This is a genomic window from Streptomyces sp. NPDC006624, assembly GCF_040611555.1.
Classification (GTDB): Bacteria; Actinomycetota; Actinomycetes; order Streptomycetales; family Streptomycetaceae; genus Streptomyces.
Map to the genome: position 1 here is coordinate 24,821 of NZ_JBEXOM010000008.1, position 21,822 is coordinate 46,642.

Annotated in this window: 18 protein-coding genes; 12 read left to right on the forward strand and 6 right to left on the reverse strand. The window is 74.9% G+C overall.

The features are described from left to right. Positions 1 to 44 precede the first annotated feature (44 nt). Positions 45 to 812 carry a sirohydrochlorin chelatase gene (locus ABZY20_RS17025; protein ID WP_356442311.1) on the reverse strand — a complete coding sequence of 256 codons (768 nt, stop codon included), beginning with the start codon at positions 810 to 812 and terminating at the stop codon, positions 45 to 47. 214 nt (positions 813 to 1,026) lie between these two features. Here ABZY20_RS17025 and ABZY20_RS17030 point away from each other — a divergent pair, with 214 nt between their 5' ends. Together ABZY20_RS17030 and ABZY20_RS17035 are read left to right on the forward strand one after the other, a co-directional pair. Beyond that, positions 1,027 to 1,749 carry an ElyC/SanA/YdcF family protein gene (locus tag ABZY20_RS17030; RefSeq protein WP_356442313.1) on the forward strand — a complete coding sequence of 241 codons (723 nt, stop codon included), beginning with the start codon at positions 1,027 to 1,029 and terminating at the stop codon, positions 1,747 to 1,749. A gap of 127 nt (positions 1,750 to 1,876) precedes the next feature. Beyond that, on the forward strand, positions 1,877 to 4,045 hold the full coding sequence (locus ABZY20_RS17035; protein WP_356442315.1) for a molybdopterin oxidoreductase family protein: 2,169 nt from the start codon (positions 1,877 to 1,879) through the stop codon (positions 4,043 to 4,045). Positions 4,046 to 4,063: 18 nt separating this feature from the next. Here ABZY20_RS17035 and ABZY20_RS17040 read toward each other — a convergent pair whose 3' ends face one another. Further along, the gene (locus ABZY20_RS17040) at positions 4,064 to 5,710 is read right to left on the reverse strand and encodes a M4 family metallopeptidase (RefSeq protein ID WP_356442317.1); all 1,647 of its coding nucleotides are present in this window, start codon (positions 5,708 to 5,710) and stop codon (positions 4,064 to 4,066) included. Between the two features lie 139 nt (positions 5,711 to 5,849). Here ABZY20_RS17040 and ABZY20_RS17045 point away from each other — a divergent pair, with 139 nt between their 5' ends. Next, positions 5,850 to 6,284 carry a gamma-glutamylcyclotransferase family protein gene (locus ABZY20_RS17045; protein ID WP_356442318.1) on the forward strand — a complete coding sequence of 145 codons (435 nt, stop codon included), beginning with the start codon at positions 5,850 to 5,852 and terminating at the stop codon, positions 6,282 to 6,284. Between the two features lie 424 nt (positions 6,285 to 6,708). Here the strand turns inward: ABZY20_RS17045 and ABZY20_RS17050 are convergent, their stop codons facing one another. Further along, positions 6,709 to 7,302: an NAD(P)H-dependent oxidoreductase gene (locus tag ABZY20_RS17050; protein ID WP_356442320.1), complete on the reverse strand. Its 594-nt coding sequence runs from the start codon at positions 7,300 to 7,302 to the stop codon at positions 6,709 to 6,711. A 269-nt stretch (positions 7,303 to 7,571) separates the two neighbouring features. Between ABZY20_RS17050 and ABZY20_RS17055 the strand changes: the two genes are divergently transcribed. Continuing rightward, on the forward strand, positions 7,572 to 8,093 hold the full coding sequence (locus ABZY20_RS17055; RefSeq protein ID WP_356442322.1) for a hypothetical protein: 522 nt from the start codon (positions 7,572 to 7,574) through the stop codon (positions 8,091 to 8,093). A gap of 186 nt (positions 8,094 to 8,279) precedes the next feature. Continuing rightward, positions 8,280 to 8,945, forward strand: a complete 666-nt coding sequence (locus ABZY20_RS17060; protein WP_356442323.1) for a class F sortase — start codon at positions 8,280 to 8,282, stop codon at positions 8,943 to 8,945. Here ABZY20_RS17060 and ABZY20_RS17065 read toward each other — a convergent pair. Next, the gene (locus ABZY20_RS17065; RefSeq protein WP_356442325.1) at positions 8,883 to 9,275 is read right to left on the reverse strand and encodes a helix-turn-helix domain-containing protein; all 393 of its coding nucleotides are present in this window, start codon (positions 9,273 to 9,275) and stop codon (positions 8,883 to 8,885) included. The two genes, ABZY20_RS17060 and ABZY20_RS17065, sit on opposite strands and share 63 nt — an antisense overlap. 102 nt (positions 9,276 to 9,377) lie before the next feature. Between ABZY20_RS17065 and ABZY20_RS17070 the strand changes: the two genes are divergently transcribed. The 5 genes from ABZY20_RS17070 to ABZY20_RS17090 all read left to right on the forward strand — a co-directional run bounded on the left by ABZY20_RS17070 (position 9,378) and on the right by ABZY20_RS17090 (position 15,729). Continuing rightward, complete coding sequence (locus tag ABZY20_RS17070; protein WP_356442327.1) at positions 9,378 to 10,274, forward strand: NAD(P)-binding domain-containing protein; 897 nt, start codon at positions 9,378 to 9,380, stop codon at positions 10,272 to 10,274. Positions 10,275 to 10,442: 168 nt separating this feature from the next. Further along, the gene (locus tag ABZY20_RS17075) at positions 10,443 to 11,660 is read left to right on the forward strand and encodes an FAD-dependent oxidoreductase (protein ID WP_356442329.1); all 1,218 of its coding nucleotides are present in this window, start codon (positions 10,443 to 10,445) and stop codon (positions 11,658 to 11,660) included. Then, entirely contained in the window at positions 11,660 to 14,266 is a 2,607-nt protein-coding gene (nirB, locus tag ABZY20_RS17080) for a nitrite reductase large subunit NirB (RefSeq protein WP_356442330.1), read from the forward strand. Before ABZY20_RS17075 ends, nirB begins: the two co-directional genes overlap by 1 nt. Beyond that, positions 14,263 to 14,613 carry a nitrite reductase small subunit NirD gene (gene nirD, locus ABZY20_RS17085; RefSeq protein WP_356442332.1) on the forward strand — a complete coding sequence of 117 codons (351 nt, stop codon included), beginning with the start codon at positions 14,263 to 14,265 and terminating at the stop codon, positions 14,611 to 14,613. The genes nirB and nirD overlap by 4 nt, the downstream gene beginning before the upstream one ends. Before the next feature lie 174 nt (positions 14,614 to 14,787). Further along, positions 14,788 to 15,729, forward strand: coding sequence for a superoxide dismutase (locus ABZY20_RS17090; protein WP_356442334.1), 942 nt, complete (start codon positions 14,788 to 14,790; stop codon positions 15,727 to 15,729). Positions 15,730 to 15,878: 149 nt separating this feature from the next. Here the strand turns inward: ABZY20_RS17090 and ABZY20_RS17095 are convergent, their stop codons facing one another. Both ABZY20_RS17095 and ABZY20_RS17100 read right to left on the reverse strand, forming a co-directional pair. Next, positions 15,879 to 17,567 (reverse strand): SulP family inorganic anion transporter, encoded by a 1,689-nt coding sequence (locus tag ABZY20_RS17095; protein ID WP_356442336.1) that lies wholly within the window; start codon positions 17,565 to 17,567, stop codon positions 15,879 to 15,881. A 962-nt stretch (positions 17,568 to 18,529) separates the two neighbouring features. Beyond that, entirely contained in the window at positions 18,530 to 19,135 is a 606-nt protein-coding gene (locus tag ABZY20_RS17100) for a carbonic anhydrase (protein ID WP_356442337.1), read from the reverse strand. A gap of 219 nt (positions 19,136 to 19,354) precedes the next feature. Here ABZY20_RS17100 and ABZY20_RS17105 point away from each other — a divergent pair, with 219 nt between their 5' ends. Next, positions 19,355 to 20,167 carry a response regulator transcription factor gene (locus tag ABZY20_RS17105; RefSeq protein ID WP_356442339.1) on the forward strand — a complete coding sequence of 271 codons (813 nt, stop codon included), beginning with the start codon at positions 19,355 to 19,357 and terminating at the stop codon, positions 20,165 to 20,167. Beyond that, positions 20,164 to 21,648, forward strand: coding sequence for a HAMP domain-containing sensor histidine kinase (locus ABZY20_RS17110; RefSeq protein ID WP_356442341.1), 1,485 nt, complete (start codon positions 20,164 to 20,166; stop codon positions 21,646 to 21,648). Before ABZY20_RS17105 ends, ABZY20_RS17110 begins: the two co-directional genes overlap by 4 nt. Positions 21,649 to 21,822: the final 174 nt, after the last annotated feature.

The following is a 21,822-nucleotide window of genomic DNA, read 5'->3' on the forward strand; positions in this document are numbered from 1 at the left end:
CAGTTCCCCGCGCGCCTGAGGGACGTGCCACCACACCCCTGTCCTCAGGCCGGGGCCAGCTCCCTGGTGGCCGGCCTCGCCAGTGCCTCCTCGTAGCGGTGCAGCAGGAGGCGGGCCATCGCCGGGTGGGTGCCCAGGGGGGCCGCCGTGAGCCACGGGGCCGCCTGGGCGCACTCGGTGGCGAAGCGGCCGGGGGCGGTGAAGTAGGAGGCCAGGGCGATGTGCCGGCGGCCCCTGGCCAGGAGGGTGCGCACGGCGGCCGGGACCGTGGGGCTCGCCGCGGAGGCGTAGGCGGGCAGGACGGGGACGCCCAGGCGGGCCGCGAGGAGGTGGGCCGTGCGGGCGGTGTCGGTCTTCGCGTCCGGGTCGCGGGAGCCCGCGGCGGCGAGGACGACCGCGTTGCTGTCGCGGGGGGTCCTGCCCCAGCCCGCCTCGGTCAGACGGTCCTGGAGGACGTCGACCAGGAGGGGGTGGGGGCCGAGGGGTGCGGCCACACGGGTGCGGGCCGGGGAGGCCGCCGCCGTCCCGGGGATGTCGTGCTTGACGTGGTGGCCGCGGCTGAGGAGGAGGGGGACGAGGACCGCCTCGGTGTCGCCGAGGGCGGCGAGGGTGTCGGGGAGCAGGGGGGCGTTCAGTTCGATGTGGCCGAGGTGCACCGGGAGGCCGGGGCGCAGGGCGCGGACCCGGTCGAGGAGCGCGGTCACCGTGCTCAGCGCGCGCGGGTCGCGGCTGCCGTGGGCCACGACGACGAGGGCCGGAGCGGGCCGGCGGCGTGCGGCGGACGGCGGGACGGGGCTGAGCTGACTGGGCATGCTCCCATGGTCGCGCCGCCGGGTTGCCGCCCCGTTGCGGGGGCGTCACGGGTGTTTTCCGGCGGTTCACAGGGGCGAGGGGCGGGTGTGTGAGGAGCCGTGACCTCGGCGTTCGCGGGGCGGGGTGAAGCCGGTCACGTGGCTACGGGTGAACCGGGGAGCCCGGCCGGGCGTCCCTGAGGGTCGGGGGGCGACCTGGGGAGGGACCGTTTCGATGCGTCGTGTGACGTTGCGCCGGCCGCGGCTGCCGCGCACCCGCCGGGGGCAGCGGCGGCTCGTGCAGAGCGTGATGGCCGGGTGTGTGCTCGCGCTGCTCCCGGCGACCTGGATGTACGTGGCGGCCGGTGACGGGCTGCGGTCCGCGGACGATGTGCCGCGCACCGAGGTGGCCGTGGTGTTCGGGGCGGGGCTGTGGGACGGGGAGCCCTCGCCGTATCTCGCGCACCGGCTGGACGCGGCGGCGGAGCTGTACCGGCGGGGGCGGGTGGAGGTGGTGCTCGTCACCGGCGACAACAGCCGTGCGGACTACGACGAGCCGGACGCCATGCGCGGATACCTGACCCGGCACGGGGTGCCCGACGGGCGGATCGTCAGCGACTACGCCGGGTTCGACACCTGGGACTCGTGCGTGCGCGCGAAGAAGATCTTCGGCGTGGACGAGGCCGTGCTGATCAGCCAGGGCTTCCACATCCGGCGGGCGGTCGCCCTGTGCCGGGCGGCGGGCGTGGCGTCCTACGGCGTCGGGGTGGACGCCGTGCACGACGTGACCTGGTACTACGGGGGTGCCCGGGAGATCCTCGCGGCGGGGAAGGCGGCGCTGGACGCGGCGTTCCGGCCGGACCCGCGGTTCCTCGGGCCACGGGAGCCGGGGGTGCGGCGGGCGCTGGCCGCGGCGGAGCGGGCGCCCGGAGGGCGGGGGCATCCGCGCTCCCCGTGACAGGCCCGTCCCGGCGGGGGCCGCGCGGGTGCCTCACGCGGGCGGGGCGGCGGCGGGGAGGTTGCCGTCCCGGCGGTGTAACAGGGAGCCGCCGTGCGCGTAACACGGCCGAAGCACGCTGGGCGGCATGCAGAACACCGCGACGCCCACGCACTGCCCGTACTGCGCCCTGCAGTGCGGGATGAACCTGACGCCCACCCCGGACGGGACCGTCGAGGTCAGTGAGCGCGCCGGCTTCCCGGTCAACCGGGGAGCGCTGTGCGGCAAGGGCCGTACGGCACCGGCGGTGCTCGCGCGCGACGTCCGGCTGACCTCGCCGCTGGTGCGCGACGAGGGCGGCGCGCTGGTGCCCGCCTCCTGGGAGGAGGCGCTGGACCGGATCGCCGCCGGGCTGCGCCGCACGCGGGAGGCGCACGGCCCGGACGCGGTGGGGGTGTTCGGCGGGGGCGGGCTGACGAACGAGAAGGCGTACGCGCTCGGCAAGTTCGCCCGCGTCGTGCTCGGCACCTCCCAGATCGACTACAACGGCCGGTTCTGCATGTCCTCGGCGGCCGCAGCCGGCATCAAGGCGTTCGGGCTGGACCGCGGGCTGCCGTTCCCGCTGGAGGACATCCCGAAGTCGGGCTGTGTGATCCTCGTCGGCTCCAACCTCGCGGAGACCATGCCGCCGTCGCTGCGGTTCTTCACCGAGCTGAAGGACAACGGCGGCACGCTGATCGTCGTCGACCCGCGGCGCACGCGGACCGCCGAGCAGGCGGACCTGCACCTGGCGCCCCGGCCCGGCACGGACCTGGCCCTCGCGCTGGGGCTGCTGCACCTGGTGATCGCCGAGGGCCGGGTGGACGAGGAGTACGTCCGTGAGCGCACGACCGGCTGGGAGGACGCCCGGGCCGCGGCGATGGCGCACTGGCCGGAGTACGTGGAGCGGATCACGGGGGTGTCCGTTCCGCAACTCCGCGAGGTGGTGCGGCTGTTCTGCGAGCCGGAGTCGGCCATGGTGCTCACCGCGCGCGGGCCCGAGCAGCAGTCCAAGGGCACGGACACCGTCGGCGCCTGGATCAACCTGTGCCTGGCGACCGGCCGGGCGGGCCGCCCCCGGTCCGGGTACGGCTGCCTGACCGGTCAGGGCAACGGGCAGGGCGGGCGCGAACACGGCCAGAAGGCCGACCAGTTGCCCGGCTACCGCAAGCTGGACGACCCGGCGGCCCGGGCCCATGTCGCCGGGGTGTGGGGCGTCGACCCGGACAGCCTGCCCGGCCCGGGGCGCAGCGCGTACGAGCTGCTGGACGCGCTGGGCACGGACATCAGGTCGCTGCTGCTGATGGCGTCCAACCCGGTGGTGTCCGCGCCGCGTGCCGCCCATGTCGAGGAGCGCGTCAAGGCGCTGGACTTCCTCGCCGTGTGCGACGTGGTGCTGTCGGAGACGGCGGCGCTCGCGGACGTCGTGCTGCCGGTCACGCAGTGGGCGGAGGAGACGGGCACGACGACGAACCTGGAGGGCCGGGTCCTGCTGCGCCGCCGGGCGATCAGCCCGCCCGAGGGCGTGCGCAGCGACCTGGAGGTGCTGCACGAACTGGCCGCCCGGCTGGGCGTGGAGAAGGGCTTCCCGACGGACCCGGAGGAGGTCTTCGGGGAGCTGCGCCGGGCCAGCGCGGGCGGGGCGGCCGACTACTCCGGGATCAGCTACCGGAGGCTGGCGGAGGAGGACGGGGTGTTCTGGCCCTGCCCGGCCGTCGAGGAGCCGGTGGACGGTGGCGCGGGCGCCCTGCCGGACGCGCTCCCCGGCGACCCCGCCCGGGGGGCGCCGGCCGCGCACCCGGGCACGCCCCGCCTCTTCCTCGACCGTTTCGCCACCCCCGACGGCCGGGCCCGCTTCGTTCCCGTCTCGCACCGCCCGGCGGCCGAGGAGCCCGACGAGGAGTACCCGGTGCTGCTGACCACCGGGCGGGTGGTGGCGCAGTACCAGTCGGGGGCGCAGACGCGGCGCGTGGCGGAGCTGAACGCCGCCGCGCCCGGGCCGTTCGTGGAGATCCACCCGCGGCTGGCGGCCCGGCTCGGGGCGGCCGAGGGCGATCCGGTCACGGTGGTGTCGCGGCGCGGCCGGGCCGTGGCGCCCGCGAGGATCACGGACGCCATCCGGCCCGACACCGTCTTCATGCCGTTCCACTGGCCCGGCGAGGGCCGCGCCAACTCCCTCACCAACCCCGCGCTCGACCCGACCTCCCGGATGCCGGAGTTCAAGGTGTGCGCGGTGCGGCTGGAGACCGCCGGGCGGCGCGGGATCGGCCCGCGTTGACCGCCGGGCGGCGCGAGGTCAGCCCACGTTGACCGCCGACCAGGCCGCGGCCACCGCCGCGTACTCCGTGCCGCCGGCGCCGTAGAGGTCCTTCGACGCGCTCAGGGTGGCCGCGCGGGCGCCCGCGTAGTCGGTCGAGGACGTCATGTAGACCGTCAGCGCGCGGTACCAGATCCTGCCGAGCCTGTCGCGGCCGATGCCCTGCACCTCGGAGCCGTCGCAGGTCGGGGAGTCGTGGCGGACGCCGCCCAGGGTCTTGGGGCCGCTGCCCTCCGCGAGCAGGTACGCGAAGTGGTTGCCGACGCCCGAGGAGTAGTGCACGTCGAGGTCGCCCAGTCCCTCGCTCCAGCAGTCCGCGGACTTGCCGTCCTTCGACGGCTCGTCCATGAAGCGCAGGGCCTCGCGGCCGAGGCCGGAGCGGACGACCTTCTCGCCGATGAGCCAGTCCCCGGGGTCCTCGGTGTTGGCCGCGTGGAACTCGACCAGGGTGCCGAAGATGTCCGACGTGGCCTCGTTCAGGCCGCCCGGCTCGCCGGAGTACGTCAGCGCCGCCGTCTTGGACGTCACGCCGTGGGACATCTCGTGCCCGGCCACGTCCAGCGACACCAGCGGGCCCATCAGGGTGCCGTCGCCGTCGCCGTAGGTCATGCAGAAGCAGGTGTCGTCCCAGAAGGCGTTGTTGTAGTCCTTGCCGTAGTGGACGCGGTTGAACGAGCCCTTGCCGTCGCCGGCGATGCCGCTGCGGCCGTGGACGTCCTCGTAGTAGTCCCAGGTGACGTCCGTGCCGTACTGCGCGTCCACCGCCACCGTCGCCCGGTCGGACGCCTCGCCGGTGGCCCAGTGGTTGTCGGCGTCCGTGAAGGGGGTCGCGGGGGCGCGGGTCAGGCAGATCGTCAGCAGGCAGCGGTCGGTGCGGTTCTCCGCGTCGCCCGTGTAAGTGCCGCCGCGCGTCGGGTCCTTGAGCTGGTACGACGACCCGGTCGCCGTCGTCTCCAGCGGGACGGTGCCGCCGTACAGGGACCTGCCGTCGCCCGCGGCCGACTCCAGGGTGTCCCAGGCGTCGATGCGGGCGCCGGTGGCCGCGTCGGTGAGCAGGGTGCGCCCGACGGGGTTGCCGCGTTCGTCGTGCGCCACGGCGTCGGTCCGCCAGGCCAGCCGGGGGGCGCCGTGCAGGGCGTCGACGACCAGGCGGGGCTTGGCGGTCAGCTTCTCCAGGGTCTCGCCGAGGTGCGCGGCGCGCAGCAGGTCCGCCGCGAGTCCGGCGGCCTTCGGGGCGCTCACCTCGGGGGTGACGGTGGGGAGGGAGAGCGCGGACCGTGTGGCGCGGGTCGTGCCGCGGTGGGTGCCGTCCGGGTCGATGTGGAGGACGAAGTCCCCGCCGAGGACGGGGAGCCGGTGGTACGTGCGGTCGTAACGGACGTGCCGGGTGCCGTCGCCGTCGATGACGACGTCCCGGACCTTCGTGGCCTGGGCGGGGGTGAGGCCGAGTGCCGCCGCGCGGTCCGCGAGGACGGCCTCGGCGTCCTCGATCGCGTCGGCCCTGGTGGGCCGGACGGCGGCGCCGGCGGTGGGCGGGAGCACGGCGGCCAGCAGGGCGGCGGCGCCGGTGACCGCCACTCCGGCGGCGGCGAGACGGGAACCGCGGACATGACGTATCCGACTCATCGGTCTCCTCATACGGGCGCACCCGGTCGCGTGGGGGCGACCGGGTGCGGCGTTGATGGTGACCGCGAGTCAATACGTCGTGAACATGGCATGTCCAGGGGCCCGTTGTGGAGGTGTGTGAGGGTGCAGAATCCTTCCTGTGACCCTGCCTTTCTTCGTCTACGGCACCCTTCGCCCCGGCGAGGTGAACCACGATCTCTTCCTGCGCGGCCGCACCCGCTCCGAGGAACCGGGGCGGCTCGCGGACGCGGTGCTCTACGACGGGCCGGGCTACCCGTACGCGGTGGAGGAGCCGGGCGGCGGCGTGGTGCGCGGGGAGCTGGTGACGGCGCTGCCGGAGGCGTACCCGGGGCTGCTCGCGGAGCTGGACCGGCTGGAGGAGTACGTGCCGGGGGATCCGCGCAGCCTGTACCTGCGCGTGGAGCGGAAGGTCGTGCGGGACCGCGACGGGGCGGGTGTCCGGGCCTGGGTCTATGTGGCGGGGCAGAGGGCGGCGGCGAGGCTGCGGGTCACCGGGCGGCGGGTCGAGGGTGGGGAGTGGCGGGGGCGGGGGCGGGCGCGGGGGCCAGCGTGAGGGTCGGGGTCGGGGACGCGGGGTGTTCGGTGCGGGTCGTGCGCCTGCTGCGGGCCGGTGGGGGGTGTTCGCGCAGTTCCCCGCGCCCCTGACAGGGCGATGCCGCCCCGCGGCGACCGGAGTGCACACCTCTCCCGCCGGGCAGGGCCGCCGTCCGGTGCGGGCCGGTGGGGGTGCTCGCGCAGTTCCCCGCGCCCCCGACAGGGCGATGCCGTCCCGCGGCGACCGGAGTGCACACCTCTCCCGCCGGGCGGGGCCGTCATCCGCTGCGGGCCGGTGGGGGGTGCTCGCGCAGTTCCCCGCGCCCCTGACGGGGCGATGCCGCCCTGCGGCGACCGGAGTGCGAGCCTCTCCCGTCGCTGAGGGGCGGTGGGGGTTGTTCGCGCAGTTTCCCGTGGCCCTGACGGGGCGTTGCCGGGGCGGGTCAGGCGGTGTACGGGTGGGTTGTCCTGGCCTTCCGCAACGCCTCGCCCCACCACACCAGTTGGTCCAGCATGGTCTTCGCGGCGGTGTCCGGGCCGGACGGGTCCCGCAGGGCGCCCCGGTCGTCGAAGGACGCGCCGGCGTGGTGGAAGGAGACGGTGTCGCGGACCGTCACGGCGTGCAGTTCGGCGAAGACCTGGCGCAGGTGCTCCACGGCGCGCAGGCCGCCGGACAGTCCGCCGTAGGAGACCAGGGCGACGGGCTTGGCCCGCCACTCGCCGTAGTGCCAGTCGATGAGGTTCTTCAGGCCCGCCGGGAAGGAGTGGTTGTACTCGGGCGTGAGGACCACGAAGGCGTCCGCGCGGTCGAGCTTCGGGGTGATGCCGGACAGCGCGGCGGTCGCCTCGGGCGTCGGTTCGAGGGACGTCGGCAGCGCGGCCTCGGCGACGTCCACGACGTCGGCGACCAGGTCGTCCCGTTCGCGGAGACGGCCGAGGAGCCAGTCGGCCACGACCGGGCCGAAGCGGCCGTGGCGGTTGCTGCCCACGACGAGGGTCACACGGAGGGGGGCGGTGGTGTCGGCGGTGGTGTCCATGCGCCACAGCCTCATACCTCAACCTTGCTTCAGGTCAAGTCCGGACCGCGCGCACCCGGGTCACCCGTTCACACCCGCCCCCGGCACTTTTCCGCACCCCGCCCGCACCGCGCCCGTGACCTGGCGAAACGCCCTTGACGGTCCGTCGGACCCAGTGAGCCCGACACCCGTTCACCCCAATTCTGACGCCCCATCAGCAAGCGCGGCCGTCCCGCTGCCCGTTACCTCGGAAGGGCAGGTGCACGACCGACCAGCGCGAAGGAGCACCGATGCGACGTACCGCCCGGCCGCTGACCGCCACCGCGCTCGCCGTCGCCGCCGCGGCCCTCGCCGCCGCTCCCGCGCACGGCGCACCGGCCGGTGACCTGGAGCTGTCCCCGGCCCAGGTGGTGCCCGGCGGGCAGGTCGCGGCGCGCACGGCGGCCTGCGGTGACGGCGGTACGGCCACGGCCGACGCCAGCGCGGTCGGGGCCGGGTCCCTCGGACTCGCGCCGGGCCCGCGGGGGCAGGAGGCGAGCGGGCGGTTCCGGGTGCCGCCGAGCGCGCATCCGGGGACGTACGAGATCACCGCGACGTGCGACGGCAGCGGCCTCCAGGTCACCGGTGACCTGGAGGTGACGCTCACCCCGGCGCGCGAGCAGGTGCAGCCCCGGGGAAGTGTGAAGACGGGGGTCGGCGGCGCTCTGGGCCCCGATCCCGTGCAGACCGCGGCCGGTGTGGCGGCCCTCGCCGTCGCCGCCGCGGGCGGTACCTGGCTCCTGCATCGCCGGGCGAGAGGCGACGGGATCTGACGGACACCCTCCGCTGTCCGTCGCCGGTACCGCATGTCCCCTCCCCCTCCGGGTCCGACGCCCCTCGCGGCCCGGAGGGGGAGCACGGGGGCACTTCCCGGTGAGGCGGGGCCCGCAGCCGGACCGGCCGCCGAGCGGTGCCCGGGATCGACATCGTGGTGGTCGGGGATCAGGAAGGGTTCGGTCATGCGCAGGTTTTCCAGGTACGGCAGCCGGACGGGCAGTCCGGCCGACGCGGCGATGGCGGCCCTGACGGTGTTCGCGCTGTGCTCCGGGTCGTGGCTGCTGCGCGACGCCGCAGGGACGCACGCCCCGCCGCAGCCGTCCGCCGCGCAGGCCGGCGCCGGGCTGGACGGCCGGACGGGCGGGCGCGAGCGCGCGGCCGTGCCCGCGCTGCCGCCCTCGCCGCCCGTGCGCATCCGCATCCCGGCGATCCGGGTGGACGCGCCCCTGACCGGGCTCGGCCTGACGAGCACCGGCAGCCTCGACGCACCGCCCACCGGGCAGCGGAACCTCGCCGGCTGGTACGCGGCCGGCACCACCCCAGGCGAGCAGGGCACCGCCATCGTCGCCGGCCACGTCGACGACGCCGCCGGCCCCGCCGTCTTCCACCGCCTCGGCGCGCTGGCCAGGGGCAGCACGATCGAGGTGGACCGGCGGGACGGCGGCGTCGCGGTGTTCACCGTGGACGCCGTCGAGGCCTACCCGGCGAAGGACTTCCCCGACGAGAAGGTCTACGGCGCCGCCCGCCGCCCCGAGCTGCGGGTCATCACCTGCGGCGGACCCTCCTCACCCGCCACCGGCTACCAGGGGAACGTCGTCGTCTTCGCGCACCTCACCGGCAGCCGCTGAGCCGCCCAGCACCTGGGCCCTGCCCCAGGCCCCCAGCGGCTCCAGGGCCTCGTTCAGGGACGCGCCCCGGTCCGTCAGCGAGTACTCCACCCGCGGCGGCACCTCGTCGTACGCCTCGCGGTGGACCAGCCCGTCGGCCTCCATCTCGCGCAGATGGGAGGCGAGCACCTTCTCGGTGATGCCCGGCAGCTCCCGCCGCAGCTCCCCGAAGCGGCGGGGCCGTTCGTCCAGCGCCCAGAGGATGAGCACCTTCCACTTGCCGCCGATCACGTCCATCGCCGCGTCGATGCCGCAGACGTACGCCCCCGGCCGCCGTCCCGCGATCCCCATGCCGTCCGCCCTCCTGCCCGCCTGCACCCTTCCCCGCGGGTAACCACCCACTTCCAAGTGCGTACTTGAGCGGGCGCCTCCCCTGCGACGAGCCTAAACGCCATGACCGACACCGCAGTCGCCTCCCGCACCCCGCTCACCCTGCTCGGCACCGGCGCCATGGGCAGCGCCCTGGCCCGCGCCTGGCTCGCCGCCGGGCACCCCGTGACCGTCTGGAACCGCACGCCCGCCCGCGCCCGGGCCCTCGCCGCCGAGGGCGCCACGGTCGCCGAGAGCGCGGCGGCGGCCGTCGAGGCGAACCGCCTGGTCGTGGCCTGCCTGCTGGACGACGACTCGGTGGGCGAGGCCCTGGACGGGACCGCGCTCGCCGGGCGGGACCTGGTGAACCTGACGACGGGCACCCCCGGCCAGGGCCGTACGCGCGCCGCCTGGGCCGCGGCGCGCGGCGCCCGGTTCCTGGACGGCGGGATCATGGCCGTACCGCCGATGATCGGGGCGCCGGAATCGGGCGGTTACGTCTTCTACAGCGGCTCCCGCGAGCTGTTCGAGGAGCACCGCGCCACCCTCGCCGTCCCGGCCGGCACCCGGTACGCCGGGACCGACCCGGGGTTCGCCGCACTGCACGACGTCGCCCTGCTGAGCGCGATGAACGGCATGTTCGCCGGTGTGGCGCACGCCTTCGCGCTGATCCGCCCGGAGGACGTCGCGCCGGAGGACTTCGCGCCGCTGCTCGCCGAATGGCTCACCGCGATGGCGCACACCGTGCACGAGACGGCCGGCCGGCTGCGCAGCGGCGACTTCACCGGGAACGTCGTCTCCAGCCTGGCCATGCAGGCGGCGGGCATCCCCACACTCCTGCGCACCGCCGAGGAGCAGCACGTCAGCCCCGAGCTGCTGGCGCCGTACCTGGAGCTGATGGCCGGGCGGGTGGCGCAGGGCCACGGGGACGAGGACGGGGCGGGGCTGATCGGGCTGCTGGACCTGCGGCGGAGCGCGTAGGCGGACCGCCGCCGGGGGCCCGCGCCCGGGCTCCCGGCCCCCTCACACCCCCCGTCCCCGCACGTCAGGAACCCTCACACCCGGCCCCCCGCCCCGCTGAGGGCAGCGTTCCCCGTGGGAAACAGAGGTGATGCTGCCGGGTAACACCGGCACCGCACGCTCGAGGACATGACCTCGAATGAGCGTGTGGTGGTGATCGGCACCGGCCTGGCGGGCGTACGGCTCGCCCGGCGGCTCGGTGAGCTCGGCACGCCCGCGACGCTGATCGGCGAGGAGGAGCACCGGCCGTACAACCGGGTGCTGCTCGCGGAGGTGCTGGCCGGGCGCTACAGCCCCGAGGTGATCGCCCTGCCCGCGCCCGCCGAGGTGCGGCGCGGCCGGGTCACCGGGATCGACCGCGCGGCGCGGACCGTCGCCTGCGCGGACGGATCGGTGATCGCATACGACCGGCTCGTCCTGGCGACCGGGTCCAACCCCGTGCTGCCGCCGCTGCGCGGCCTGTTCACCGCCGACCGCGAACTGCCCGAGGGCGTCCACGCGTTCCGCACCATGGACGACTGCCTGGGGCTGTCCAAGGCGGTCCGGCCGGGTGTGCGGGCGGTCGTCATCGGCGGAGGGCTCCTCGGGGTCTCCGCGGCACGGGCGCTCGCCCTGCGCGGCGCCCAGGTGGTGCTCGCCCAGCAGTCCGAGCGACTGATGGAGCGTCAGCTCGACCCGGCCGCGTCCGCGCTGGTGCGGCGGCATCTGACCGACCTGGGCGTCGAGGTGCACACCGAGTGCCGCGTCCGGGACGTGCGCTGCGTCGGCGGCGCGGTCCGCTCCGTGGAGATGGCCGACGGGTACGCCCTCGACGCGGACCTGGTGGTCGTCGCCTGCGGGGTCCACCCCCGGGTCGGTCTCGCGCGGACCGCCGGCCTCGACGTCCGCAAGGGCGTCGTCGTCGACGACGAGCTGCGCACCTCGGACCCGTCCATCCACGCCATCGGCGACTGCGCCCAGCACGACGGCGTCCTCTACGGCCTCGCCGCCCCCGCGCTCGAACAGGCCGACGCGCTCGCCGAGTTGCTGGCCGGCGACCCCGCCGCCCGCTACACCGGCACCCGCTCCCTGACCCGGCTCACCCTGAACGGGCACGACAGCCCCTTCGACCTCGCCGCGTTCGGCGAGACCGAGGCACTCCCGGGCGACGACGTCGTCCAGCTCGCCGACGCCACCCGCGGCACCTACCGCAAGGTCGTCGTCCGCGACGACCGCCTGGTCGGCGGGGTCCTCGTCGGCGAACTCGGCACCGTCGGCGCGCTCGCCCGCGCCTGGGAGGGAGCAGAGCCGCTCCCCTCCGACGGCGGCCCGCTGCTCCACCTGCTCACCAACGACGGAGGCTTCTGATGACGGCCACCCCGGGGGCGACCCCCACGATCGTGCTCGTCGGCCACGGCATGGTCGGCCAGCGCTTCCTCGAAGCGCTCGCCGAGCGCGGCCTGACCGCCACGCACCGCGTGGTCGTGCTCTGCGAGGAGCCGCGCCCGGCCTACGACCGCGTGGCGCTCACCTCGTACTTCTCGGGGAAGACGCCCGAGGACCTGTCCCTGACGGACGCGCGGTTCATCGCGGACCACGGCATCGAGCTGTACGTCGGCGACCCGGCCGTCGCCGTGGACCGCGAGGCCCGCGAGGTCACCGCCCGCTCCGGCGCGGTCTTCGGCTACGACGTGCTCGTCCTGGCGACCGGCTCGTACCCGTTCGTGCCGCCGGTCCCGAACAAGGACGCCGAGGGCTGCTTCGTCTACCGCACGATCGAGGACCTGCTCGCCATCGAGGAGTACGCCGGGACCCGGGCCACGACCGGTGCCGTGGTCGGCGGCGGTCTGCTCGGTCTGGAGGCCGCGGGCGCGCTGAAGGGACTCGGACTCGACGCGCACATCGTGGAGTTCGCGCCCCGCCTGATGCCCGTGCAGGTGGACGAGGGCGGTGGCGCGGCGCTGCTGCGCACCATCGAGGAGATGGGCCTGCGCGTCCACACGGGCGTCGGCACGCAGGAGATCGTGGTCGGCGAGGACGGTGCCGTCACCGGCATGAAGCTGTCCGACGGCTCCGAACTCGCCACCGACATGGTGGTGTTCTCCGCCGGTGTCCGGCCGCGCGACCAGCTGGCCCGCGACTGCGGCCTGACCGTCGGCGAGCGCGGCGGCATCACCGTCGACGAGCAGTGCCGCACGGTCGCCGACCCGCACGTGTTCGCCATCGGCGAGTGCGCGCTGGCCGCCGACGGCCGGGTGTACGGCTTGGTGGCGCCCGGCTACGAGCAGGCGGAGACCGCCGCCGCGACGATCGCCGCCGACGAGGCGTCCTTCACCGGCGCGGACCTGTCCACCAAGCTGAAGCTGCTCGGCGTGGACGTGGCGTCCTTCGGTGACGCGCACGGCACCGCCGAGGACTGCCTGGACGTCGTCTACTCCGACTCCCGCGCGGGCCTGTACAAGAAGCTGGTCATCGGCCGCGACGGCACGCTGCTCGGCGGCATCCTGGTCGGCGACGCGGAGGCGTACGGCACGCTGAAGGCGTTCACCGGCTCCGTACCCCCGGTCTCGCCCGAGTCGCTGGTGCTGCCCGCGGGGGCCGGCGCCCCGGCCCAGCTCGGCCCGGCCGCGCTGCCGGACGACGCGATCATCTGCTCCTGCAACAACGTCACCAAGGGCACCATCCGGGGCGCGGTCACCGAACACCGGTGCACCACCGTGCCCGAGGTGAAGAAGTGCACCAAGGCCGGTACCACCTGCGGCAGTTGCGTGAAGGTACTGGGTCAGCTGGTCACCGCCGAGCTGGAGGCGTCCGGCGTCGAGGTCGACAAGGGCCTGTGCGGCTGCTTCTCCCAGACCCGCGAGGAGCTGTACGAGATCGTCCTGGCGCTGCGCGTCACCTCCTACCAGGATCTGCTGGACCGCCACGGCCGCGAGGAGGCCCGGGGCGGCGACGGCTGCGAGGTGTGCAAGCCGACCGTCGGCTCGATCATCGCCTCCCTCGCCCCGACGATCGGCGCGAGCGGCTACGTCCTGGACGGCGAGCAGGCCGCCCTGCAGGACACCAACGACCACTTCCTGGCCAACCTGCAGAAGAACGGCTCCTACTCGGTCGTGCCGCGCATCCCCGGCGGCGAGATCGCCCCGGAGAAGCTCATCGTGATCGGCGAGATCGCCCGCGACTTCGGCCTCTACACGAAGATCACCGGCGGCCAGCGGATCGACATGTTCGGCGCCCGCGTCGAACAACTGCCCCTGATCTGGGCCCGCTTGGTCGACGCCGGCTTCGAGTCGGGCCACGCCTACGGCAAGTCGCTGCGCACGGTGAAGTCCTGCGTCGGCTCCACCTGGTGCCGCTACGGCGTGCAGGACTCCGTGAAGATGGCGATCGACCTGGAGCTGCGCTACCGCGGACTGCGCTCCCCGCACAAGCTCAAGTCGGCGGTCTCGGGCTGCCAGCGCGAGTGCGCCGAGGCCCAGTCGAAGGACTTCGGCGTGATCGCCACCGCCAACGGCTGGAACCTGTACGTCGGCGGCAACGGCGGCGCCACCCCGCGCCACGCCGACCTGCTCGCGCAGGACCTGTCGGACGCCGAACTGGTACGCCTGATCGACCGGTTCCTGATGTTCTACATCCGTACGGCCGACCGCCTGGAGCGCACCTCCACCTGGCTGGAGCGGATCCCGGGCGGCCTGGACCACGTGCGGGACGTCGTCGTGCACGACTCGCTCGGCATCTGCGACGAGCTGGAGCAGCTCATGCGGGCCCACGTGGCGCACTACCGCGACGAGTGGTCCGAGACCATCAACGACCCCGAGAAGCTCGCCCGGTTCGTGTCCTTCGTGAACGCCCCGGACACCCCGGACCCGGTCGTCGCGTTCGTGCCGGAGCGTGACCAGATGAAGCCCGACCTGCCGCTGCTGTCCATCGGTATGCGACCCGCCGACGTTCTGGAAGGAAGCACCCAGCGATGACCCTGGCACCCGAGACCACCGACCTGAAGGTCCAGCTCGCCCTGGACGGCGACTGGTTCACCGTCTGCGACCTGAGCGCCCTGCTCCCGGGCCGCGGGGTGGCGGCGCTGCTGCCCGACGGCCGCCAGGCGGCGGTGTTCCGCGACCGCACCGGGGAACTGTTCGCCATCGACAACCGCGACCCGTTCACCGGCGCGGCCGTCCTTTCCCGCGGCCTGACGGGCACCCACCGGGGCCGCCCCTTCGTCGCCTCCCCCCTGCTCAAGCAGCGCTTCGACCTGGCCTCCGGGCAGTGCCTGGACGACGAGGCGGTCCGGGTGACGGCGTACGAGGTTCGCGTCTCGTAGCGGGCCGGGCGGGAGGGCGCACCGGCGGGCCGGGCCCGGGTGGCACGCCTGCCGGGCGCCGCCGTGTGCTGTCGAATCGCTGTCGGGTTCGGCGAGGCGGTGGGATCCGCGGGGTACTTCGCGTTTCATCGAGTGCGTTCGAGTCACACCCCACCGTTCACGAAGGGCCCTTCCATGACTCGGAACCACCCCCTCCCGTCCCGGCGGACCGTGCTCGGCGGGGCCGTCGCCGCGCTCGCCCTGGCCGCCGGGCCGCCCGGTACGGCGCGGGCCGCCGCCGGGACCGCCTGGCCCACCCGGTTCCCGCTGCCCGACGGCTGGCTGCCCGAGGGCATCGCCATCGGCGGCGCGCCGTACGCCTATATGGGCTCGCGCGCCGACGGCTCGATCTACCGCACCGACCTGCGCACCGGTCAGGGCGCCGTCCTGCACCGGGGCGCCGCCGGGCTCGCGTCCATCGGCCTGAAGCTGGACCGCGACGGGCTGCTGTACGTGGCGGGCGGCGGCACGGGCACCGCCAAGGTCGTCGACTCCCGCACCGGCGAGCTGCTCACCACGTACCGGCTCACCCAGGACGCCGCCCCCTTCGTCAACGACGTCGTCCTGCACGGCGACCGCGCCTGGTTCACCGACTCGCGTGCCGCGGTGCTGTACGGCGTACCGCGCGGGCGCGGGGGCACGGTCCGCGCCCTCCCGCTCACCGGCGAGTGGGTTCAGGCACCGGCCGGGACCAACAGCGCCAACGGCCTGGTCGCCACCCCCGACGGCCGCGGGCTGATCGTCGTCAACGCCGGTCAGCTGTACCACGTGGGCCTGGGGACCGGGCACGCCACGAGGATCGCGCTGGAGGGCGCGGCGGACGTGGCCAACGGCGACGGCCTGGTCCGCACCGGCCGCACGCTGTACGTCGTCCAGAACCGCCAGAACAAGGTGACCGTCTGGCGGCTCGGCCCCGGGGCGCGCACCGCCACCCTGACCAGGACGATCACCGACCCACGCTTCGACGTCCCCACCACCGCCGCCCGCCACGGCCACCGCCTCTACCTCGTCAACGCCCGCTTCACCAGCCCGCAGACGCCGGAGACGACGTTCGACGCCGTGGCCGTTCCGCTGTAGGCGGCCGGCCGCCCGGGTGGTCCACTCCGGGTGCGGGGCCCGGCGCGGGGCGCCGCCCGGCGCGGAGTGCCGCCCGGCGTGAGGTGCCGCCCCGGCGTGGTGGCGTGCGCGCCCGCGCGTGCACGCCACCCCCGGCTGCCCGGACCGGGTCAGCCCACGAGGGGCGAGCCCGGCCGCCGCTCCTCCGGCAGGGGCCGGGTGTCGAGGTAGAACCACTCGGCGTCGGCGGAGGGCCAGGGGGACGCCTGCGGCGGTTCCTGCGCGGCCGGTGCGACCGGGCGCCGGGGCAGCGGCGCCGAGGCGGGGGCGGCCGGGGCGGCGGAGGCCGCCGGGGAGCGGGCCGGTGCGGCCTCCCCCGGCATCAGCAGCTCCACGCGCAGCCCCAGTCCCCGCTGCTGGGCGGTGAACTCCTCGACCTGGTTGCGGCAGGCGTGGTCCAGGTGGGTCACGCCGGTGAGGTCGAGCCGGATCCTCGGCTTGCCGGACGCGGCGGCGGCCTCCAGCGCCTCGATCACCTGCGGCAGCCGCAGGAACGTGGCGTTGCCGGCCATGACGACCTTGGCCGTGTCCTCCTCGAGGTGCTGGCGGATCACGGTCTGCGACATCCGCAGCGCCGCCAGCACGATGCCCGCGGCGAGGCCGAACAGCACGCCCTCCAGCAGCGCGGTCGCCACGATGACCAGCGTGGTGAGGGTCATCACCGCGAACTCGCCCCTGTCCTGCCGCCACATCTTCGGGAACTCGGCGGGTCCGAACAGCTTCCAGCCGCTGTGCACCAGGACACCGGCGAGCACCGAGATCGGGATGAGCGCGAGCACCTGCGGCAGCAGCAGCGCGAACGCCAGCAGCCACAGGCCGTGCAGGGTGCGGGAGACCCGGGTCTTGGCCCCGGCCTGCACGTTGGCCGAACTGCGCGCCACGACCGCGGTGATGGGGAGCGCGCCGAGGAGCCCGGCGACGGTGTTGCCGGCACCCTGGGCGATCAGCTCGGTGTTGTACCGGGTGCGCGGGCCGCTGTGCATACGGTCGACGGCGGCGGCCGTGAACAGGCTCTCGGCGGACGCGATGACCGTGAAGGTGAGGATGGCGGTGAGGACCGCCCCGTCCGTGAGCCGGGCGAACTGCTCCGCGCCGGGCACCTGCACGGACGCCAGCAGGTTGCCCACCTGGAGCGTCTTCACGTCCACGCCGGGCAGGGCGGCGACCACGATGCCGATGCCGACGGCGACCAGGGCGGCCGGGATCCTCCCGGCCGGGCCCGGCACCTTCTTCCACACGAAGCTGAGCACGACGGTGGTGACGCCCAGCAGGGTGGCGATCATCGCCTGCGGGTCGGTGAGGATGCCGGCCAGCAGCCCGGGGATCCCGGCCATGTTCTCGATCGGGGTCCCCGGGGCCTTGGCGTCGGCCATCGGGTACGCCTGGCTGAACATCAGCGGCACGCCGATGCCGGCGAGCATGCCCTGCACGACGGCGACCGAGATGGCCTGGAACATCCGGCCGAGCCGTACCAGCCCGAGGACGATCTGCAGCAGACCGGCGAACAGCACGATCACGCCGAGCATGGCCACGCCGAGTTCGGCGACGGTCTCCGCGACCAGTGCGGCGAGTCCGGCCGCCGGTCCGCTGACCTGCAACGTGCTGCCCCGCACCGCCCCCACGACCAGACCGCCGATCACGCCCGAGATGATCCCGAGTTCGGCGGGCACGCCCGAGGCGACGGCGACACCGATGCACAGCGGCAGCGCGACGAGGAAGACGACGAGGGAGGCGGTGATCTCTGTGGCGAGATCACCGCGCAGTCCGCCGCCGCCGGCGGTGAACCTGCCGCCGATCATGTCCCGGAGGCCGCCGGGACCTCCCTTGCCGCGGAGGGCACCGCTCGGGCCGTGTCCCCCTCCGCCTCCGGCGTCCCTCGTGCCACCCGTACGTCCGTCGTCCCCCGGGCCGTTCCTCCCGTCGGCGCCCTTGACCCGGCGGATCAGATCGCCGAGGGCCCCGGCGCCGCCACCGCTCGCCGCGCCACCGGCGCCACCGGTCGTCCGCCCGTGGGCCGCGCGTCCCGCAGGACCGCTCCCCGCAGTAGCGGCCCGGCCGCCGGGCCCGCCTCCCGAGCGGCGGCCCGGTGCACCGCCGCCCCGCGCTCCGGCCCTGCCCCCGTCCGGGGCCGCCCCGTCAACCCATCCCGACGGAACGCCCGACAGCCCTCCGGTCTCCCAACCCGAGCCGCTCCCCGGCATCCCGCCGGTTCCCGAGTCCGTTCCGGTCACGGGCATGTGCCCGGTCCCCCAGTCCGACCGGCCCTCTCCCGGTCCCCCGGTCCACCGGTCCGAGCCGCCCCCCGGCGCCCCCTCCGCCCCCCAGTCCGCTCCGCTCTCCGGCCATGTCCCCGTTCCCCAGGCCGCGGCGCCTTCTCCCGCTCCGGCCGGCCCCCAGCCCGCCCCGCTCGCGAAACTCCCGGGCGGCCCGTCAGCCCCGTCGCCGACAAAGCCCCCTGACACCCCTGAGGTGCCGAAGTCCCCGGCTCCCCCGTATCCCTCGGACCCCCAGTAGCCCGGCTCCCCCACCGAACCAACCGCTCCCCGATCCGCCTGCTCGCCCAGTGATCCCCCCGGTCCCCCCGGTCCTCCCGGTCCCCAACCGGTCGGCTCCCCCCGCGGCCCACCCGGCCCCCCACCGGAAAAGTCCCCCTCGGTACCCCCCGCCCTCCGCTCGGCGAAGCCCTCCGGGCCTGCGCCCGCTCCGGGGGAACGCCCGCCCCCGAAGCCGCCCCGTCCACGTCCCCGCGCGTGCGCCCCGCTCACGCGGCATGCACCCGGAAGTCGCCGTCGGTGCCGAGTTCGTGGACGCGGCCCGTGTCGACCTCGTAGTACCAGCCGTGCAGGCGCAGCCGGCCCGCGTCGAGGCGCCGGCGGACCACCGGGTAACTGCGCAGTGCCTCAAGCTGGTTGACGACGTTGCCCTGGGAGACCTCCGGCAGGGACGGGTCGTCCGGGGCGGTCTCCAGGACGGGGGTCAGCTCGGGGCGGGCGATGCGGAGCCAGGCGTCGACGCCGGGCAGGGCGGACAGGTCGTCGCCGGACTTCAGCGCGCCCATCGCGCCGCAGTGTGAGTGACCGCACACCACGATGTCCTGAACTCCGAGCACCTCCAGCGCGTACTCGATGGTGGCCGCCTCCCCCGAGGCCCCGGGCCGTCCGTACGGCGGCACGATATTGCCCGCGTTGCGCAGCTCGAATATCTCTCCGGGGCGTGCGCCCGTGATCAGTGCGGGAATGACGCGGGAGTCCGAGCAGGTAATGAACAACACCTCCGGATATTGCCCCTCAGCCAGTTTTCGGTATGCGCCGCTTTCGCATTCGACGCGGGTCCTGAACGTGCGCGCACGGTCCAGCAGTGCTTTCAACGCAACCTCCTGAGCAGGGAGTTCGTCTGGCGCATCCCACCGTAGAGGGCCGACATACAGAGGAAGGTTAAGCAGAGTCCAGAGGCCGGCCAGTACGAGCACATTTCTTGCCCTGGATTCCCAGAATCAGGGTCTTCTTGTAGCGTGTGGGCTCCGCGGCAGGGAATGCGAATTCGCCCTGCGTGGATTTCATGCCGGCTTCACGGAGAGACAGGACGTATGGGCATACGAGTGCTGCTCATCGAGGACGACGAGACGATCGCCGAGCCGCTCACCGAGGGGCTCGGCCACTTCGGGCTGACGGTCGACCACGTCGCCACCGGCGCGGACGGCCTGAGAGGCCCGTACAACGACGCCGTCCTGCTCGACCTGGGGCTGCCGGACATGGACGGCATCGACGTCTGCCGCGGCATCCGCCAGGTCTCGGACGTGCCGATCCTCATCCTCAGCGCGCGCGGCGAGGAGGCCGACCGCGTGCTGGGGCTGGAGCTCGGCGCCGACGACTACCTGGCGAAACCTTTCAGTGTGCGGGAGCTGGTCGCCCGGGTCCGGGCCGTGACCCGCCGCACGCAACGCACCCGGCAGGCCTTTCCCGAGGCCCCGTCCGGCGCGGGCGCCGCCGAGCCGCTGCCGGGCGGACCGGCCCACGAGCCGGCCCCCGCCCTGTCCTGCGAGCCGGCCGCGCCCCCGTCGTACGACCCCGCCCCCGAGCCGCCGCGCGACCCGGGCCCGCTCGTGGTGGACCGCCGCACCCGGCAGGTCTGGGTCGGGGACACCGCCGTGCCGCTCACGCCCAAGGAGTTCGATCTGCTGGCCCTGCTCAGCGAGGACCCGGGAGCGGTCTACTCGCGCCAGCAGATCCTCGACCGCGTCTGGGACCCGCACTACGACGGCCCGACCAAGACGCTCGACGTCCATGTGGCCGCGCTGCGCCGCAAACTGGGGCACCCGGCGTGGATCCGGACGCTGCGCGGGGTCGGCTTCCGGCTGGCGGTGCACACGGGACCGAACGCGCCGGTGGCCTCTCCGTGACCCGCCGCCTGCTGCTCAGCTACCTCAGTCTCGCCGTGCTGGTGCTGCTCTGCCTGGAGATCCCGCTGGGCTTCGTGTACTCGCGCGGGGAGCGGGAGCGGGTGGTCAACGCGGCGCGGGACGAGGCCGAGTCGGTCTCCGCGTACGCCGCGCTGTCCCTGGCGGCGGGGCGTGCCGAGCGGGACCTGCCCACGCGGGTGGCGCACTGCGCGCAGCGCATCGGCGGGAAGGTGGTGATCGTCGACGCCTCGGGCGCGCCGCTCGCCACCTCGCACCCGCTGGACGTCGGCATGTCCGGTTCCCTGGCCTCCCGGCCGGGTATCGCCGCGGCGCTGCGGGGCACCTCCACGGTCGACGTGCGCACCTCCACCATCGGCGGGGTCGAGTACCTGTCGGTGGCCGCGCCGGTCGGCCAGGAGGCGCGCCCGGTGGGCGCGGTGTGGCTGACGGTGCCCACGCGGACGGTGCACGAGCGGGTCCGCCACGTGTGGCTGCTGCTGGCGCTGGGCGGCTGCGCGGTGCTGACGGCGGTCGCCGTGGTCGGTTTCGCGTTCGCCCGCTGGGCGGGCCGGCCCATCCGCGAACTGGAGCGGGCGACGCACGAGTTGGCCGAGGGCGGCCGGTTCGCGCCGGTGCCGGTCACCAACGGCCCGCCGGAGGTGCGGAGCCTGGCGGCGGCGTTCAACCGCACGGCGGCCCGGCTCGCCCATCTGCTGGCCTCCCAGCGGGCGTTCGCGGGCGAGGCCTCGCACCAGCTGAAGACACCGCTGGCGGCGCTGCGGCTGCGCCTGGAGAACCTGGAGCCGGACGTAAGGGCCCGGGCCCGGGGCAGTCTCACCGCCGCCGTCACGGAGACGGACCGGCTCGCCCGGATGGTGGAGCAGCTGCTGGCGATGGCCCGGCTTGAGGAGCACGCGGCGATCCCCGCCGCGGTGGATCTGGGCACGGTCTGCGCGGAGCGGCACCGCACCTGGCAGCCGCTGTTCGCCCGGGAGGACGTCTCCCTGGTGCTGTTCGCGGGGGGCGTGGGCCAGGTGCTCGCGGTGCCCGGGGCGGTCGAGCAGATCATGGACAACCTGCTGTCCAACGCGCTGCGGGCGTCCCCCGCGGGCAGCACCGTCACGATCGAGCTGCGTCTGCGGGTGCCGCCCCGGCGGGCGTTGCGCGACAGCCGTCCGCGCTGGGTCGACCTGCACGTCACCGACGAGGGTCCCGGCATGACGGAGGAGCAGCGGGCCCGCGCCTTCGACCGCTTCTGGCGCGCCCCGGGGGCACCCAAGGGCGGTACGGGGCTCGGGCTGGCCCTGGTGCAGCGGCTCGCGCACGCCAGCGGCGGGGAGGCGACGCTGCACGCGGCGGCGACGGGCGGTCTGGACGTGGTGGTCCGGCTGCCGTCGGCGCGCCCGCAGGCCGAAGGGCCGGGGCCGGACGGGGACCGCCCCCGCAGGCCGAGACGGGAGGTACCGGCCCTGCCCGCGTAGGCGTGCCGGGCCGGTACCCCGCGGGCGCGGCCGGATCCGAGGCCGGCGGCCCCGCGGCCAGGACTGCCGCCGCCCCCACGGCCATGAGCTGCCGCCGCCCCACGGCCACGAAGTGTCCATGCTCCGTCAACCCGGCTGCCCTAACGTCCGTGTCCGCCTCCCCTGTGCACGACC